The organism is Duganella sp. BJB1802, assembly GCF_013369445.1.
GTDB classification, from domain to species: Bacteria; Pseudomonadota; Gammaproteobacteria; order Burkholderiales; family Burkholderiaceae_D; genus Rugamonas; species Rugamonas vulcania_A.
Map to the genome: position 1 here is coordinate 108,842 of NZ_JABWEF010000004.1, position 15,366 is coordinate 124,207.

Sequence of the window (15,366 nt, forward strand, 5' to 3'; positions counted from 1 at the left end):
CGTATGATCAATCGTCGCAAAGTACTGGCCGTGGCCGCGCTGGCCGCCGCCACCATCGGCATGTCCGCCTCCGTGTTCGCTGCGGAGCCGCTGAAGATCGGCTTCGTCTACGTCGGCCCGGTCGGCGACGCCGGCTGGACCTACGCCCACGACCAGGCCCGCCTGGCGATGGAGAAGGAGCTCGGCGCCAAGGTCAAGACCACCTACGTCGAGAACGTGCCGGAAGGCGCGGACGCCGAACGCGTGATCCGCAAGCTGGTGGCCGAAGGGAACAAGCTGATTTTCACCACCTCCTTCGGCTACATGAACCCGACCGAGAAAGTCGCCAAGACCACGCCGGGCGTGGTGTTCATGCACGCCACCGGCTTCAAGACCGGCAAGAACCTGGGCACCTACGAATCGCGCCTGTACGAAGGCGCCTACCTGAACGGCGTCATCGCCGGCAAGATGACCAAGTCGAAGACGCTGGGCTTCATCGCCTCCTTCCCCGTGCCCGAGGTGATCCGCAACATCAACGCCTTCACGCTGGGCGCGCAGAGCGTCAATCCTGGCGTGAAGACCAAGGTGATCTGGGTGAACTCGTGGTACGACCCGGCCAAGGAACGCCAGGCGGCGGAAACCCTGGTGGCGCAAGGCGCGGATGTGATGGCACAGAACACCGACTCGCCGGCCACGCTGCAAGTGGCGCAGGAAAAAGGCGTGTACGCGTTCGGCTGGGATTCGGACATGTCCAAGTTCGCACCGAAGGCGCACCTGACGGCGGCCACCAACAACTGGGCTCCCTACTACATCGAAACCGCCAAGGCGGTCATCGCCGGCACCTGGAAAACCGGTGAATACCGTGGCGGCATGAAGGAAGGCATGGTCAAGATGTCGGGGCTGAACGCCGTGGTGCCGGCCGATGCGGCCAAGGCGTTCGAAGAGAAGAAGGCCGCGCTCACCGCCGGCACCTTCGCGCCGTTCACCGGCCCGATCAAGGACCAGTCGGGCGCCATCAAGTACGCGGCCGGCGTGGCGGCGCCGGTGAAGGACCTGCTGTCGATGAACTTCTACGTGCAGGGCGTGGAAGGCTCGATTCCGAAGTGAGCCTTGATCCAGTCCTGTTGAACGACTGGCACCCGGTCGCGCTCTCGCAAGGGATCGCGGCCGGCGCGGTCACGGCCACCGACCTGCTGGACACGCGCCTCGTCCTGTGGCGCGACAGCGGCGGTGTGCTGCACGCGTGGGAGGACCGCTGCCCGCATCGCGGCACCCGCCTGTCGATGGGCGCCCTGCACAACGACACGCTGCGCTGCGCCTACCACGGCTGGGCCTTCGGCGGCGACGGCCGCTGCAAGCACATCCCCGCTTTGCCCGCGCTGGGCGAAGCCAACCTGAAGGCGCAAGTCGCCACCTACCACGTGCGGGAATGCTATGGCCTGGTATGGGTCTGCCTCGGCGAGCCAGTCGTGGCAAGCCCTCCGCCGTTTCCCGAGTTCGCCGACACTGCCTTGCGCAAGGTCTGGTGCGGACCGTACGACGTGCAAAGCAGCGGACCGCGCATCGTCGAGAACTTCCTCGACATGGCGCATTTCGCCTTCGTCCACGAGGGCATATTGGGCGTGCAGGAACAAGCCGCCATCGCCAACTACACCGTCGAGAACTTCGACGACGCCGACTACGGCAGCGGCGTCTGGGCCAAACAGTGCCGCGCATGGCAACCGCAGGCCAGCAAGGCAGCCACCGCCGGCGCCGACATCGAATACACCTACCGCGTGGTGCGTCCGCTGACCGCCGTGCTGACCAAGCATCCCGTGGACCGCGTGCGCGAAGCCATCGCGCTGATGCTGCAACCGCTGACCGAAACCACCACCCGCGTCTGGATCATCCTGGCGCTGGACGACTTCACCTCCGGCGACGACGAGCTGCGCCAGTTCCAGGACACCATCTTCCTGCAGGACCGGCCGATACTGGAAAGCCAGAGCCCCGCAAGACTGCCGTTGATACCGGGCGCCGAAGTCTCTGTAGCCTGCGACCGCATGTCGCTGGCCTATCGCGGCTACCTCAAACAGCAGGACCTGCGCTACGGCGTCCTGCGCAACGACCAGGAGAACGCATGACCACCGCCACCGCCCAGGACCACGAATTCCTCACCCGCGTGCTGGCGTTGGCGCAGCGCTCGCGAGACGAGGGCCACCATCCCTTCGCCGCGATGGTGGTCGCCGCCGACGGCACGGTGATCGCCGAAGCGATGAACGCATCCAGCAGCGACCGCACCGCGCACGCGGAGATGAACGCGCTGCGCCAGGCGTCGCAGCGCCACAGCCCCGAGCAGCTGGCCACGGCCACGCTGTACGCCAACGCCGAACCGTGCGCCATGTGCGCCGGCGGCACCTACTGGAGCGGCGTCGGACGCGTGGTGTATGCGATGTCCGAAGCCAGCCTGCTGGCACTGACCGGCAGCGATCCCGAAAATCCCACCCTGTCGCTGCCCTGCCGCGAGGTGTTCGCGCGCGGCCAGCGTCCCACCGAAGTCATCGGCCCCATGCGCGAAGACGAGGCGCGCCTGGCGCACGTCGGCTTCTGGCACAAGTAAATTACTGATGCATTCCAACCGGACCCGGATCATAATTGTGATCCGGGCCGATGAGTCGCGCCCTGGTAAAGCGTGCGTCGTCGTCAATTTTTCTCAAAGATTAAGCAATTTGACAAGTGACGTTTCCAGACGACACTACAAGCCGAACCCTGCAATCGGATTTGATTAATTTCGTCAACAGCGTCACAGTGGCACCACCAGCCATGCGCCAGGCTGAATACACGGCGCGGGGGAGACGATAATGAAACAGTTCATCCACATTGCCATGCTGGCCACAACGGTGGCCTGCGCCTGCGCGCACGCTCAAATTCAGCAGCCCCAGCCGGTCGCCGCGCCGGCCCTGATGTCGGCGCCGGCCCATCCCGATCCCTACATCCCGCCGGCCATGCGCAAGCCACCGCGCGACGGCGCGCCCAGCCCCATGCTGCAATACCAGTCCATGCAGAAGCTGAAGCAGCGCTTTGAAGACGCCGACGTCGACAGCAGCGGCGGCCTCAGCCGCGAGGAAGCGCACAACGCCGGCCTGGGTTTCGTGGAAAAGAACTTCGACCATATCGACACCGCCCAGCGCGGCGTGGTCACCTTCGAGGATTTGAAGGCCTTCATCATCCAGCGGCGCGAAGAAGCGCGCTCGCGCTGAGCGGCGCGCTTCTCCGGCTTACAGCTTGTAGTTCACACCCAGCAGGAACTGGCGGCCGTAGGTGGTGTAGCGCTCCGGCGCATACGAACCGCCCGAGAACGGATCGCCCTGGCGCGTCTGGTACGGCGAGTTGTTCAGGTTATTGACCTGGAACAGGAACGACAAGCCCTTGTAGCGGCCTTCCTCGATCGCATAACCAAGCTGTAGATCAATTTGTCGCTCGGCCAGGATCTCGCTGAAGGAACGCTGCGCGAACAAACCGGTCACCTCGCCGCGATACGCCGAACGGTAGCGGCGGCTCACCCGCGCCTGATAGCCCGACTTCTCGTAGTACACCGTGAAGTTGGACACCACGCCCGACAAGCCCGGCAACTTCTCCTTGGTGCCCGGACCGTTCGGATGGATAGAGCTCTCGGTGCCAGACATGCTGCCCGTCACGCCGAAGCCTTCCAGCGGCGCGTACAGCAGGCCGCCGTCCAGCGCGCCCGACAGTTCCACACCCTTGACCAGGCCGCCGGCGCCGTTGGCCGGACGGTTCAGCGTGCCGATGTCCTGCAGCGGCACCACGGCCGACGGGTTCGGGAAGCCGGCGAAGCTGAACGCGGTCTGCTGGTTGTAGATGTAGCTCTGCAGTTTTTTATACCAGAGCGCGCCCGCGATGTAGCTGCGCTTGCCCATGTATTTTTCCATCGACAGGTCGTAGGAATTGGCGCGCCACGGTTCCAGCTGCGGGTTGCCGCCGCTGCCGTTCCACATGCGGGTGGTGGCGTCCACGCCGCCCGAAACGCCGGCGCGCATGTCCGACATCTGCGGCCGGGCCACGGTCTTGGCCGCGCCGAAGCGCAGGTTGGTGGTCTCCAGGTACTTGCCGAGGTCGAAGTTCAGGTTCAGGCTGGGCAGGTAGTCGGTGTAGTTGGAGCCGCCGGTGATCGCGCCCAGCTTGCCGGCGTTGACGATGGCGCCGCGCGACTTCTGGTCGACGTTGACCGCCTGCAGGCCGATGTTGCCGCGCAGCGGGAAGGGGCCGACGTCGGTGTCGATGCCCAGGCGGGCGTAGGCGGTGGTGACCTTCTCGGTCACGCCCCAGTCCTGCAGCGCCTGGTCGTCGGGACGGGCCGGCTGCATCGTGTAGTACTTGCCCAGCACGCCCATGACGTCATAGGTCAGCACGCTCGGGATGCCGGCGAAGGCCAGCGAGGTGGATGGCTGGATCAGGTCGGGCGACACCACGGCCGGCGTACGGCCGTTGTTCAGGTTCCAGTAATTGTTGGTGTCGGCGTGGGTCTTCTCGCGCTTGCTGTAGTTGACGCCGCCCTCCAGGCTGCGGAACATGCCGTCCAGGTCGCGCTTGGCCGACAGCTTGATCGAGCCCAGCTTGTCCTCCACCACCGGATGGTGCATGTCCGCGTCCTTGCCCCAGCCGCCGACGTCGGTCAGCTTGATGATGGACGGGTCGGCGAAGTTGATGCTCGGCGTGAAGGTCGGCAGGCCGCTGGCGGTCGGGATGCGGAACTGGAAGTTGTTGTCGGTGATGTGCGAGTTGGCCGGGCCCAGGCCGGCGTAGGTTTCCAGCACCTGCTCGCGGCGCTTGGCGGTCGAGTACGACGCGTCGCCCACCAGCGTCCAGCCGTCCTTGCGGTAGGTGTTGTTCCAGCCGACCGCGCCCAGCTGGTCCTTGCGGGTGTTGAAGTCGTTGCGGACGATGGGTTCCAGGTTGACCAGCGCGCCGCCCACCAGCAGGCGCGTGCCGCCCACGGTCTGGATCAGCGGGTTGTTGTAGGTGACGTCGCTCCACTGGTGCGAGTTCCACATCATGCCGCGCATGGTGGTGTCTTCCTTGAACTCGGAATAGTACAGGTCCAGCGTGGTGCGGAATTCCTTGGTCGGACGGTATTCGATCACGCCCATCAGGCCGTCGCGCTTTTGCTTGCGCGAGGTGGCCGTCACTTCGGCGCCCTTCAGCGCCACCACGTCCTCGTCGCCCTTGGGCAGCTTGTTGTCCGTGCCCCACCACCACGATTTGTATTCCTGCTGCTGGCCCGGCGAATCCAGGTGCGCGTAGCCGAACGCCACGCCCAGCGTGTTGTTCATGAACTGGTCCACGTAGGAGGCGCTGACGCGGTTGCCGTTGGCCGAGCTGTTCGAGTTCAGCTTGCCGTTGGAGTTGTGCTCGCCGCGCGCGTTGAACACGATGGTGCGCTCGCGGATGTCGAGCGGGCGCACGGTGTGCAGGTCCACCGTGCCGGACAGGCCGCCGCCGGCCAGCGACGCGTCCGGCGTCTTGTAGACGGTGACGCCGTTGATCAGCTCGGACGGATACTGGTCGTACTCGGCGCCACGGTTGTTGCTGGTGGAGACCAGCTCGCGGCCGTTCATCAAGGTGCCGGAGAAGTCCGGCGCCAGGCCGCGGATCGAGATCACCTGCGCCCGTCCCTCGACGCGCTGCGCCGTCAGGCCGGCCAGGCGGGCGATGGATTCGGCGATGCTGACGTCGGGCAGCTTGCCGATGTCCTCGGCGGTGATGGCCTCGACGATGGAGTCGGCGTCGCGCTTGACCGCCATCGAGGTCTCGATGCTGCGGCGGATGCCGGTCACGACGATCGTCTGGACCTCCTTGCCGTCCGCCGTGGCGGACGGTGCCTGTTGCGCCCATGCCGGGGCGGACGCGATCATCAGCGCCGCGCAGGCGGCGGCGATCGGTGTCAGTGCGAGTGCTTGTGTTGGCTTGCTCATCTTCTAGTCTCTCTTATAATTTTAGACGGGTTGATAGTGCTAACGGAAGGGTTGTGGTGCGGTGCTGCTGGTCATCCAGTCCTGCAGGGGCTGGTGGACCTCGTAAGCCTGGGTGCCGAACAACTTGAACAGGTTTTCGATGTCGGCGATGGGCGCTTTGGTGAAGTCGATGGCCGGCACGGCGGCGCCGGCCGCGTTGGTCACGAAGCCCCAGCTGCCGTTGCCCTGGCCGCCGCCGTTGCTGACCACCTTCCAGCTCCACGCCGTGGTGGCCCAGCCGTACTTGGCGTAGGTGTCGAACGAGGCGCGGCCGACCTGGCCGCCCAGGTCCAGGCCCATGCCCATCCACGGCTGGGTCTCGCCGATGAAGAAGGCGGTGTCGACGGTCTTGATCTTGTTGTCCCATTCGCAGACGCCGCTGTTGCTGCCGCCGGCGCAGGTGAGCCAGTCCTTGTGCACCTGCAGGCCGGTCTGGCCCCAGCCGAACAGGCCGGGATAGAAGTGCATCTCGAACGCGACATTGCTCATGCCCTGGTCGGACGGCTTGCCGTAGGCGGTGATGTTGCCGCTGTTGTGGCCGGGCAGGATCACCACGTGGTTGGGATCGACCGCGCGGATCGCCGTGTACAGGGTCTTGACCACGGCGGCCAGGTTGGCGGCGGTGGTGCCCCACGGTTCGTTGAGCACGCTGTAGCCGGCCACCGCCGCGCGGTCCTTGTAGCGGCCCGCGACCTGCTGCCACAGCCAGACCGTGCGGTCCTGGAATTCCGGCGTGGACCAGTACAGGTTCTTGTTGGCGCAGCCGCTGTGCTGCTCCCAGCCCTGCGATCCGACCGCGCCATGCAGGTCGAGGATCACGTACATGCCGCGCTTCTCGGCCTGGGCGATGGCGTCGTCCAGGTAGCGCCAGGCGTCGGCGCGCAGGTGGCGCGGGTTCTTCTCGTCCTCGACCACGCTGTAGATGAAGGGCAGGCGCACCACGTTCAGGCCGAACTTCTGCATCTGGTCCCAGTCGCGGGTGGTGATCCAGTTGTCGCGCAGCAGCTGCATCAGGCGCTGGCGCTCGGCGTAGCCGAAGCGGCTGTCGAAGTTGGCCTCCAGCTTGCACTGGTCGTCGATGCCGGCGCTGCCCTGGCCCATCATCCAGAATTCGTTGATCAGCCAGTTGCCGAGGTTGGTGCCCTTGAGCGCCACCTGGCCGCCGTCCGCCTTCAGCCACTTGGTGCCCTGCGTGTGCAGCATGGTCAGCGGCAGCGCCGGCACCGGCGTGACCGGGGTCGGCTTGATCACGGCCGGCGGTGGCGGCGCCGGCGGCGTCACCGGCGTCACCACCACGCTGGCGCCGCCGCTGCCGCAGCCGGCCAGCAACACCGCACACACCACACTCAGTAACTTGACCATCCGTATCTCCTCTTGTGGAAGCGCTTCCACTCCCGGGTTGAAAAAACTGCCGCGCGGTTGCACGGCAGTGCGTGTCAGGGTTGCCAGGTGAAGGTCGCGACGCTGGCGGCCGGCAGGGTGTAGCTGAAGCTGCGTAGTCCCGGCGCCAGGCGCACCGCGAAGCTGCGCGGCGCCTTGGCCGAGTTCACCACCAGCAGCGCCACCGAACCGTCGTCGGCGTTGCGGAAGGCCACCGTGTCGAGGTCGTCGTAGCCGCTGGTCGAGGCGATGCGGCGCGCGCCCTGGCGCACGAAGCGGCTGGCATGCGCCAGCGCGTAGTACTCCTCGTTGCGCGTGACCTTGCCGTCGCGGCTGTCGATGGTGACCACGCCGCGGCAATCCTTGCAGCCGCCCAGGTGCGGGCCGTCGTGCTCGTCCAGCGCCAGGTTCCACAGCAGCACGCCCCTGGCCCAGCCCCGCGTGGCGCCGATCACCAGCGTGCGGGCGAAGTGGTTCAAATTGTCCGACCACACCGGCGCCCACTTGCCGCCCGAGCATTCGGTGAAATACGTGTCCTTGTCCGGCCAGCGGTCGTGCAGCGCGGCCTGCACGCGCACGTCGCCGGCGTAGCAGTGCCAGGCCACGCCGTTGACGTACTTGCTCGCCACCGGATCCTGCAGCACGGCGGCCGGCGAGCCCGGCTCGTCCCAGTTGTGGTCCCAGTCCAGGATGCGGGTCTGCGGATGCTCCCTGGCCAGCAGCGGTCCCAGGTGGCCGCCGATGAAGGCGGCCCGCTGCGCCGGCTCGACCCGCATGCCGGGATAATCCTTGGGCTCGAAATGCGGTTCATTCTGCAGGGTCAGCGCAAAGATGGGCACGCCCTCCTGCGCATACGCGCCGACGTAGCGCGACAGGTAGGCCGCGAACGGCGCGTAGGCTTCCGGCTTCAGCGTGCCCTGGATCAGGCTGTCGGTGCTCTTCATCCAGCCCGGCGCGCTCCACGGCGAGGCCATCACGCGCAGTTTGGGGTTGATCGCCAGCGCGGCCTTGGTGACCGGCAGCACGTCGGCGCGGTTGGGCTCGATGGAGAAATGCGCCAGCGCGGGATCGGTCTGGCCGGTCGGCATGTCGTCGAAGCTGTAGTGGTGGCGCGAGAAGTCGGACGCGCCTATCGTCAAGCGGGTGAAGCTGAAGTTGGCGCCGGGCGCCTTGCCGAACAGGTCGTTCATCAGCGCGCCGCGCTGCTGCGGGTTCAGGCGGTTCTGGATCAGCCAGGCCGAGGCGTCGGTGATGGCGGCGCCGAAGCCCACCATCTCCTGGTAGCGCTGGGACGGATCGACCTCGATGACGGTGGCGGCCTTGGCGCCCGCGCCGAACGCGGCGTCGGCGCCGCGCGCCAGCAATTGCGCCTGGTCGCCGGTGGTGATCCATGCCTGCACCTTGCCCTGCGCCAGCGCGGCGCCGTGCGCGCACAACAGCAGGGCCGGGATGGCCAGCAGACACATCAGCCGGCGTGGCGGGCGCTGTGGATGGCGGTCGGGCGAGCGGCGCAAGGCCTGGTCGCCCGGCAGAGCGGGGCTGGCTGTGAACATTCTGTCTCCGTGCAGAAGGGTCCAGGCCCGTCTGTCTATGTGTTTTTTACGAGTGGAAACGCTTCCACTTATTAAATTCACTATAGCACCGTGAATTCTTGCATGTCAATCGCGGAAAATCGCGGACGGTGTTAATTGGTGAGTTTCTCTGGGAAAAATATGAGCAGAATAATGTTTATCGCCCGTCACGAAACCAGTATTCTTCCCGTGCGCCGCGGCCTGTTTGCCGCTGTCTCGAATTCGCCACGTTGAACCATGCCACCCATGTCACAGGAGCCTTTTCATGTCCACATCCGATCAAACACTTGACCTCGTGTTCTATCTCAACGGCGAGCGGGTCCAGCTGCCGACGGTCGACCCGACCGCGCTGCTGGCCGACTACCTGCGCTCGCCGGAAGTGGGCCTGACCGGCACCAAGATAGGCTGCAAGCAAGGCGGCTGCGGCGCCTGCACCGTCATGCTGTCGAGCTGGAACGAGGACACCCAGCAGGTCGAGCACCGCTCGGTCAATTCCTGCCTGCGTCCGGTGGCCTCGCTGGACGGCATGCTGGTGACCACGGTGGAGGGCACGGGCAGCGTCAAGTCCGGCTGCATCAGCAGCGTGCAGGACGGGCTGGCCTGCAACAACGGCACGCAGTGCGGCTACTGCACGCCGGGCTGGGTGATGAACATGACCGCCGCCGTGGCCCAGCGCGGCCCCAAGCCCGGCACCAAGCAGGAGATCGAGGCCATGTTCGACGGCAACATCTGCCGCTGCACCGGCTACCGTCCCATCCTGTACGGCTTCAAGAAAACCTTCGCCTCCGACTGGAATCCGCAGGTCGACGAGGCCGGCTGCATGACGTGCGAGGTCGATCCGGCCGAGAAGGTGGAGCGCGTCGCGCCGGTGGAGATCGCCTTCCCCGCCGAGCTGCGCAAGCCGCCGCGTCCGGTGCACTACTCGGCCAACGGCTACCACTGGTTCCGGCCGCTGACTGTGTCCAGCACCATCGGCCTGATGCGCGACTTCCACGACCGCGCCAACCTGCGCCTGGTCGGCGGCAACACCTCGATCGGCGTCTATCCGCGCACGGTGGAAAATCCGCACGTGTTCATCGACATCTCGCACCTGCCCGAGCTGCACACGCTGAGCCTGGCGGACGGCCAGCTGCGCCTGGGCGGCGGCCTGCTGTACGCCAAGCTGCTGGACTTCCTCGACGCCGCCAACGCGAAGGCGCCCAACGCCGGCCTGCAGGCGCTGGCCTACATGGCCGGGCGCACCGCCGGCGGCATCGTGCGCAACGCCGCCACGCTGGCCGGCAACACCATGCTGGTGGTCACGCACGCCGAGCAGGGCGTGCCCTTCCCTTCCGACCTGTACACGGCGCTGGCCGCGCTGGACGCCACGGTGACCGTGAGCGCGCCCGCGCATCCCGAGCCGAAGACGCTGCCGCTGCTGGACCTGCCCGCCTACTGGCGCCAGCACGCCGAAGGCTGCGTGCTGCTGTCCTACCAGGTGCGCCTGACCGGCGCCGACGAATACGCGCAGACCTACAAGACCGCGCAGCGCGAAGTCAACGCCCACTCCATCGTCAACAGCGGCATGCGCGTCAAGCTCGACGCGCAGCAGCGCGTGGCCGACATCGCGCTGGTGTACGGCGGCATGTCGCCGACCGCCACCCGCATGCCGCACACCGAGCAGGCGCTGCGCGGCCAGCACTGGGACGCCGCCGCGCTGGACCGGGCCATGCCGGTGCTGCGCCAGGAACTGGACGCGCTCGCCGACCGCTACGCCGCCCACTACGCGCAACTGCCCGACGAGGGCTACAGCGCCACCTACAAGCGCCAGCTGGCCGAATCCTACCTGTACAAATTCTTCATCGCGGTCAGCGAGTGGCGCGGCCTGCCGGTGCCGCCGGCGCTGCGCTCGGCCGGCGAGCGCGGCGAGCGGCCGGTGTCGAAAGGCACGCAGGCCTACAAGGCGTACGCCGACCAGTTCCCGGTGCACGTGCCCTACGTGAAGATCGAAGCCATGCTGCAGGCCACCGGCGAGGCCCAGTACATCCACGACATCCCGATGCCGCCGACCGGCATGAACGGCGCGCCGGTGCAGAGCATGGTCGCGCTGGGCACGTGCGTCTACCAGGTGCCGGGCGTGGACGGCCCGGCCTCGCCGGCCGAGGTGCTGGCGGCATTGCAGGCCGTGTATCCGGGCGTGAAGGACTACATCACCGCCATCGACGTGCCCGGCAAGGTGATCGACGGCATGGCGATGGACGATCCCATCTTCGCCGTCAGCGTGGCCGCCGCCGATTGCCCGGGCGGCGCGCTGCCGCCGAACTACGACGCGCGCGCGCCGCTGCTGCTGACCGGCTACGGCCAGTGCATCGGCATGGTGGTGGCGCGCAATGAGCAGCTGGCGCAGGAAGCGGCCAACCATCTGCAAACGCACTTCTGCCACTTCACCGCCCAGCGCCCGCAGATCGACCTGCCCGACACCGACGCCGAACGCAACAAGCTGGTCTACCTGGACAAGCCGGCCGGCGCGCCATGGTACTCGCACATCTGGAAGATCACCCGCAGCGGCACCAGCCTGGCCTGGATGCGGCCGCGCACGCCCGAGCAGCCGGACCTGTTGAAGCCGGTGGTCGACCACAAGATCTCCATCGACAGCGAGCTGTACGGCCCGGTCAGCTGCACCCGCGTGGCCAGCCGGCAGAAGGTCGGCAGCCAGGTCCACTTCTACATGGAGACGCAGTCGAGCTACGTCGAGCCGGTGGAGGACCGCCAGGTGCGCGTCTACGCCTCGACCCAGGACGCCAACGTGGTGCAGGGCGCGGTGGCCAGCGTGCTGACGCTGCCGGTCAACAAGGTCGACGTGCGGGTGCGCCGCATCGGCGGCGGCTACGGCGGCAAGTGCGGGCAGTCGGCGTTCGCCAGCACCATCGCCGCGGTCGGCGCGTGGAAGCTGAACCGGCCGCTGCGCATGGCCGCGCTGCGCCAGGTCGACACCGCCATGTTCGGCCACCGCCACCCGGCGCTGGGCAACTACAACATCGCCATCGGCGACGCCAGCAACCCGCTCACGCACGGCAAGCTGTTCGGCTTCCAGGCCGACTACTGGCTCGACGGCGGCCGCACCTACGACTGCAGCTTCATCATCAGCGACTGCATGGCGCTGCGCAGCGACTCGGCCTACTTCATCCCCAACTGGTCCTGCACCACCGACGTCTGCCGCACCGACAAGACCAGCAACACCTCGATGCGTACGGTGGGCATGATCCAGGGCGCCATCATCGTCGAGGACGCCATCGAGGCGGCGGCGCACGCGGTCGGCCTGACGCCCGAGCAGGTGCGCGCGCGCAACCTGTACGTGCAGGGCCAGGTCACGCCGTACGCCGAGCCGCTGGACTCGTGCTACATGCGCGAGGTGTGGGACTACACGCTGCAAAAATCCGACTTCGCCAGACGCGAGGCGGCGGTGGCCGAGTTCAACGCCGCCAACCGCTGGCGCAAGCGCGGCATCTCGGTGCTGCCCGTGAAGTACGGCTCGGGCTTCAACCTGGCGCTGCTGGAACAGGGCGGCGCGCTGATCGAGGTCTATTCGCAGGACGGCACCGTGCTGCTGCGCCACGGCGGCATCGAGATGGGCCAGGGCCTCAACACCAAGATGGCGCAGGTGGTGGCGTACGCGCTCAACGTCCCGATCGGCATGATCAGGGTGGCGGAGAACGACACCGCCGTCGTGCCCAATCCGGAAAGCACGGGCGCCTCGACCGGCACCTCGTTCAACGGCCTGGCCGCGCAGCAGGCCTGCGGCGAGCTGCGCCACCGGCTGGAGGCGTACTGCCTGAACCTGCTCACCACCGAGGGCCACGCCTGGTGCGTGAAGCAAAACATCAACTTCTGGGACTACAAGGAAGGCTGGCGCGCCAAGGTCATGCACAACGGCGCGATGACCATGATCTGGAACGTCATCGTCGGCATGGCCTTCAACGAACGGCTCAACCTGTCGGCGCAGGCGCGGGTGGCGATCGAGGGCGGCGAGCACCCCGACGGCAACCTCGAGTTCAAGCTGGTGGACGGCAAGCCGGCCAAGGAGGAAGTGGACTACTTCACCGGCTACACCTACAGCGCGGCCTGCGTGGAGGTCGAGCTCGACGTGCTGACCGGCGAGACCACCATCCTGCGCGCGGACGTGGTGTACGACGGCGGCAAGTGCCTCAACCCGGCCATCGACGTCGGCCAGGTCGAGGGCGGCTTCGTGCAGGGCCTGGGCTATGTGACCAGCGAAGACCTGAGCTACCAGCCGGCCGATTCGAGCACCGCGCCGAGCACCACGCGGCCGGCGCCGGGCGCGCTGTACACCACCAACACGTGGGAGTACAAACCGCCTGCGGCGCAGTCGATCCCCCTGGAGATGAACATCATGATGTTCCCGCGCGAGCTGGCGCCGAACGCGCCGGAGGAAGGCGACATCCTGTCGGCCAAGGAGATCGGCGAGCCGCCGATGACGTTGGCGGTGGCGGCCTTCTTCGCGATCAAGCGCGCCGTGCTGGCGGCGCGCCAGGACCGCGGCCATCACGAATGGTTCCAGATGGAGTCGCCGGCCACAGTGCAGCGCGTGCGCGAAGCCTGCCTGGTCGACACCGCCGACCTGCGTGCGGGCTAAGAGTCCGCGCGGCAGAGCATATGCGGCTATCTGGTTGCGGGGTGCAGGCGGAAATTAGGCGTTCACTACAACTGATTCAACCGCCTGCAGTGTTGAGAATTATTCGAGGCCAGCTTTTTGTGTTCCGGTACAGTGGGACCCGTACCTAGATCGGGTCCTACCACTACCAAGGAGCACGAATGAATACGCACCTCCGGGAAGTTCAAGGCGCTTTCGACGCGGGCTTCGTGCTCGACAAGCACACCATCCGCAGCATCCCCCTCGGCCCCAACGAGCAGGGCCACATGCAGTTCAACACGCTACGCACCGAGGTGGGAGAGGCGCTCTACCAGCTCAAGTACAGGCACGATCACAGCCAGGCGCTGGCGCTGGCAAAAACGCTGTATAACACCGTGGGGCCGAGGCTGCCGGTGGTCATCGACATCATCATTCCGATGCCACCGAGCACCGTGCGCGCAGTGCAGCCGGTAAGTGTGGTGGTGGCCCAGTTGGCACAGCTTATGCGCGCTCCTGTGCTGGATCTCGTACGGCGCCAGCCCGGTGGGCGCAAACTCAAGGATCTGCACACCAGAGAAGAGAAGGACGCGGAACTGTCCGGCAAGTTCTCGCTGCATGGCGCGGTCAGCGGACCAGGGAGTTATAATGTGCTGCTGGTCGATGACCTATACGACAGTGGCGCCACGGCCGATGCCGTCACCACCGTCCTGCGCAACGACCCCAAAATCAAAGGCGTGTACTACGTCGCCCTGACCTGGAAATAAACCATGACCACCGTCTTCGTCGCCGGCTCCATGTCCATCAAGCACCTTGATCTGCAAGTGCAGGAGCGCCTGATGAACATTGTCACCCTTGGGCATGACGTGGTGGTGGGAGATGCGGACGGAGTCGACACAGCTCTTCAGCAGTTTTTACTTGATTGCGACTACCGGAACGTTACTGTGTTCTGCACCGGCGCCCAACCCCGCAACAACGTCGGCAACTGGCCCGTACACATGGTGACGACTTATCATAAGCCAGGTACGCGCGCCTACTTTACGGCCAAGGATGTTGCCATGGCGGAGGCAGCCGACGCCGGCCTTATGATCTGGGACACAAAGAGTCCGGGAACGCTGAGTAACGTCATTGAGCTGCTAACGCGCAAGAAAAACGCTTGGGTGTTCGTCAACAAGGACAAGGTGTTCCACGCGATCAAAAATGTAACGGGCCTGGAGTCGCTGCTATCGTGCATGGCGCCCATAGCCCGCACCAAGGCCGACGATAAAATCGGGTTGACCGACAAGCTTGCCGCCTTGCAGTCTCGCGAACAGCAGATGGCTCTGTTGTCCGCCCGCCAACCTCAGGACGACCCCGCCCACGTTTGACTAGTGGATCGCCAGCACCGCGCGCACGCTGGCGTCGAGCGCGCTGCGGTCGATATAGCCCACCAGGTTGGGATTGTCGGCCACCAGGCGCTTGATGGCGGCGCTGTCGCCGGATTCCACCGGCGGCTGGCCGCGGCCGGTGAACAGCATGTGGGCCCAGTAGGCCTTCATCTGCGCCGGCGCCTTGCCGCTGCTCTTCAGGTAGAAGGCGTCGCGCACCGGCGAGCCTTCGCTCTGGTCGATCGGCACCGCGTGCAGGCCGTTGGGGAACTCGACCGCCTTGCCGAGGAACAGGTCGGACGCCTGCTCGCCGCTCAGGGCCTTGACCGGATTGCGGGCCGAGACGATCACCACCACCTCGGCGCTGCAACTGCCGGCCAGCAGCAGCGCCGCCAGCAGGCAATGGATGGAGACGGGTATGCGCATGATCGGCC

11 protein-coding genes are annotated in these 15,366 nt (G+C 66.3%); 7 read left to right on the forward strand and 4 right to left on the reverse strand.

The features are described from left to right. Window positions 1–3: 3 nt before the first annotated feature. From HUX88_RS08205 to HUX88_RS08220, 4 genes are all read left to right on the forward strand, one after another. Complete coding sequence (locus tag HUX88_RS08205) at window positions 4–1,086, forward strand: BMP family ABC transporter substrate-binding protein (RefSeq protein WP_117012544.1); 1,083 nt, start codon at window positions 4–6, stop codon at window positions 1,084–1,086. Continuing rightward, window positions 1,083–2,099, forward strand: a complete 1,017-nt coding sequence (locus HUX88_RS08210; RefSeq protein WP_176361442.1) for an aromatic ring-hydroxylating dioxygenase subunit alpha — start codon at window positions 1,083–1,085, stop codon at window positions 2,097–2,099. The genes HUX88_RS08205 and HUX88_RS08210 overlap by 4 nt, the downstream gene beginning before the upstream one ends. Then, window positions 2,096–2,575 carry a nucleoside deaminase gene (locus tag HUX88_RS08215; RefSeq protein ID WP_176361443.1) on the forward strand — a complete coding sequence of 160 codons (480 nt, stop codon included), beginning with the start codon at window positions 2,096–2,098 and terminating at the stop codon, window positions 2,573–2,575. The genes HUX88_RS08210 and HUX88_RS08215 overlap by 4 nt, the downstream gene beginning before the upstream one ends. A gap of 241 nt (window positions 2,576–2,816) precedes the next feature. Next, window positions 2,817–3,215 (forward strand): EF-hand domain-containing protein, encoded by a 399-nt coding sequence (locus HUX88_RS08220; protein ID WP_229219246.1) that lies wholly within the window; start codon window positions 2,817–2,819, stop codon window positions 3,213–3,215. An 18-nt stretch (window positions 3,216–3,233) separates the two neighbouring features. Here the strand turns inward: HUX88_RS08220 and HUX88_RS08225 are convergent, their stop codons facing one another. The 3 genes from HUX88_RS08225 to HUX88_RS08235 form a co-directional block, all read right to left on the reverse strand. Continuing rightward, the gene (locus HUX88_RS08225) at window positions 3,234–5,948 is read right to left on the reverse strand and encodes a TonB-dependent receptor (protein ID WP_176361444.1); all 2,715 of its coding nucleotides are present in this window, start codon (window positions 5,946–5,948) and stop codon (window positions 3,234–3,236) included. Window positions 5,949–5,987: 39 nt separating this feature from the next. Beyond that, window positions 5,988–7,349 (reverse strand): glycoside hydrolase family 5 protein, encoded by a 1,362-nt coding sequence (locus HUX88_RS08230; protein WP_176361445.1) that lies wholly within the window; start codon window positions 7,347–7,349, stop codon window positions 5,988–5,990. A gap of 74 nt (window positions 7,350–7,423) precedes the next feature. Next, on the reverse strand, window positions 7,424–8,920 hold the full coding sequence (locus tag HUX88_RS08235; RefSeq protein WP_176361446.1) for a glycoside hydrolase family 30 beta sandwich domain-containing protein: 1,497 nt from the start codon (window positions 8,918–8,920) through the stop codon (window positions 7,424–7,426). A 283-nt stretch (window positions 8,921–9,203) separates the two neighbouring features. On the opposite strand from HUX88_RS08235, the gene HUX88_RS08240 reads away from it, so the two are divergent. From HUX88_RS08240 to HUX88_RS08250, 3 genes are all read left to right on the forward strand, one after another. Next, entirely contained in the window at window positions 9,204–13,571 is a 4,368-nt protein-coding gene (locus tag HUX88_RS08240; RefSeq protein ID WP_176361447.1) for a molybdopterin cofactor-binding domain-containing protein, read from the forward strand. Window positions 13,572–13,750: 179 nt separating this feature from the next. Then, complete coding sequence (locus HUX88_RS08245) at window positions 13,751–14,332, forward strand: ComF family protein (RefSeq protein WP_176361448.1); 582 nt, start codon at window positions 13,751–13,753, stop codon at window positions 14,330–14,332. Between the two features lie 3 nt (window positions 14,333–14,335). After that, window positions 14,336–14,932 (forward strand): hypothetical protein, encoded by a 597-nt coding sequence (locus tag HUX88_RS08250; RefSeq protein ID WP_176361449.1) that lies wholly within the window; start codon window positions 14,336–14,338, stop codon window positions 14,930–14,932. On the opposite strand, the gene HUX88_RS08255 is transcribed toward HUX88_RS08250, so the two are convergent. After that, window positions 14,933–15,358 carry a phosphate ABC transporter substrate-binding protein gene (locus HUX88_RS08255; protein ID WP_117012537.1) on the reverse strand — a complete coding sequence of 142 codons (426 nt, stop codon included), beginning with the start codon at window positions 15,356–15,358 and terminating at the stop codon, window positions 14,933–14,935. It lies immediately after the preceding gene. Window positions 15,359–15,366: the final 8 nt, after the last annotated feature.

What these genes read in the sequence shown, in the direction of transcription:
- HUX88_RS08205 (WP_117012544.1), top strand. Translation starts at nt 4, where the DNA reads ATGATCAATCGTCGCAAAGTACTGGCCGTGGCCGCGCTGGCCGCCGCC.
- HUX88_RS08215 (WP_176361443.1), top strand. Translation starts at nt 2,096, where the DNA reads ATGACCACCGCCACCGCCCAGGACCACGAATTCCTCACCCGCGTGCTG.
- HUX88_RS08220 (WP_229219246.1), top strand. Translation starts at nt 2,817, where the DNA reads ATGAAACAGTTCATCCACATTGCCATGCTGGCCACAACGGTGGCCTGC.
- HUX88_RS08225 (WP_176361444.1), bottom strand. Translation starts at nt 5,948, where the DNA reads ATGAGCAAGCCAACACAAGCACTCGCACTGACACCGATCGCCGCCGCC.
- HUX88_RS08230 (WP_176361445.1), bottom strand. Translation starts at nt 7,349, where the DNA reads ATGGTCAAGTTACTGAGTGTGGTGTGTGCGGTGTTGCTGGCCGGCTGC.
- HUX88_RS08235 (WP_176361446.1), bottom strand. Translation starts at nt 8,920, where the DNA reads ATGTTCACAGCCAGCCCCGCTCTGCCGGGCGACCAGGCCTTGCGCCGC.
- HUX88_RS08240 (WP_176361447.1), top strand. Translation starts at nt 9,204, where the DNA reads ATGTCCACATCCGATCAAACACTTGACCTCGTGTTCTATCTCAACGGC.
- HUX88_RS08245 (WP_176361448.1), top strand. Translation starts at nt 13,751, where the DNA reads ATGAATACGCACCTCCGGGAAGTTCAAGGCGCTTTCGACGCGGGCTTC.
- HUX88_RS08250 (WP_176361449.1), top strand. Translation starts at nt 14,336, where the DNA reads ATGACCACCGTCTTCGTCGCCGGCTCCATGTCCATCAAGCACCTTGAT.
- HUX88_RS08255 (WP_117012537.1), bottom strand. Translation starts at nt 15,358, where the DNA reads ATGCGCATACCCGTCTCCATCCATTGCCTGCTGGCGGCGCTGCTGCTG.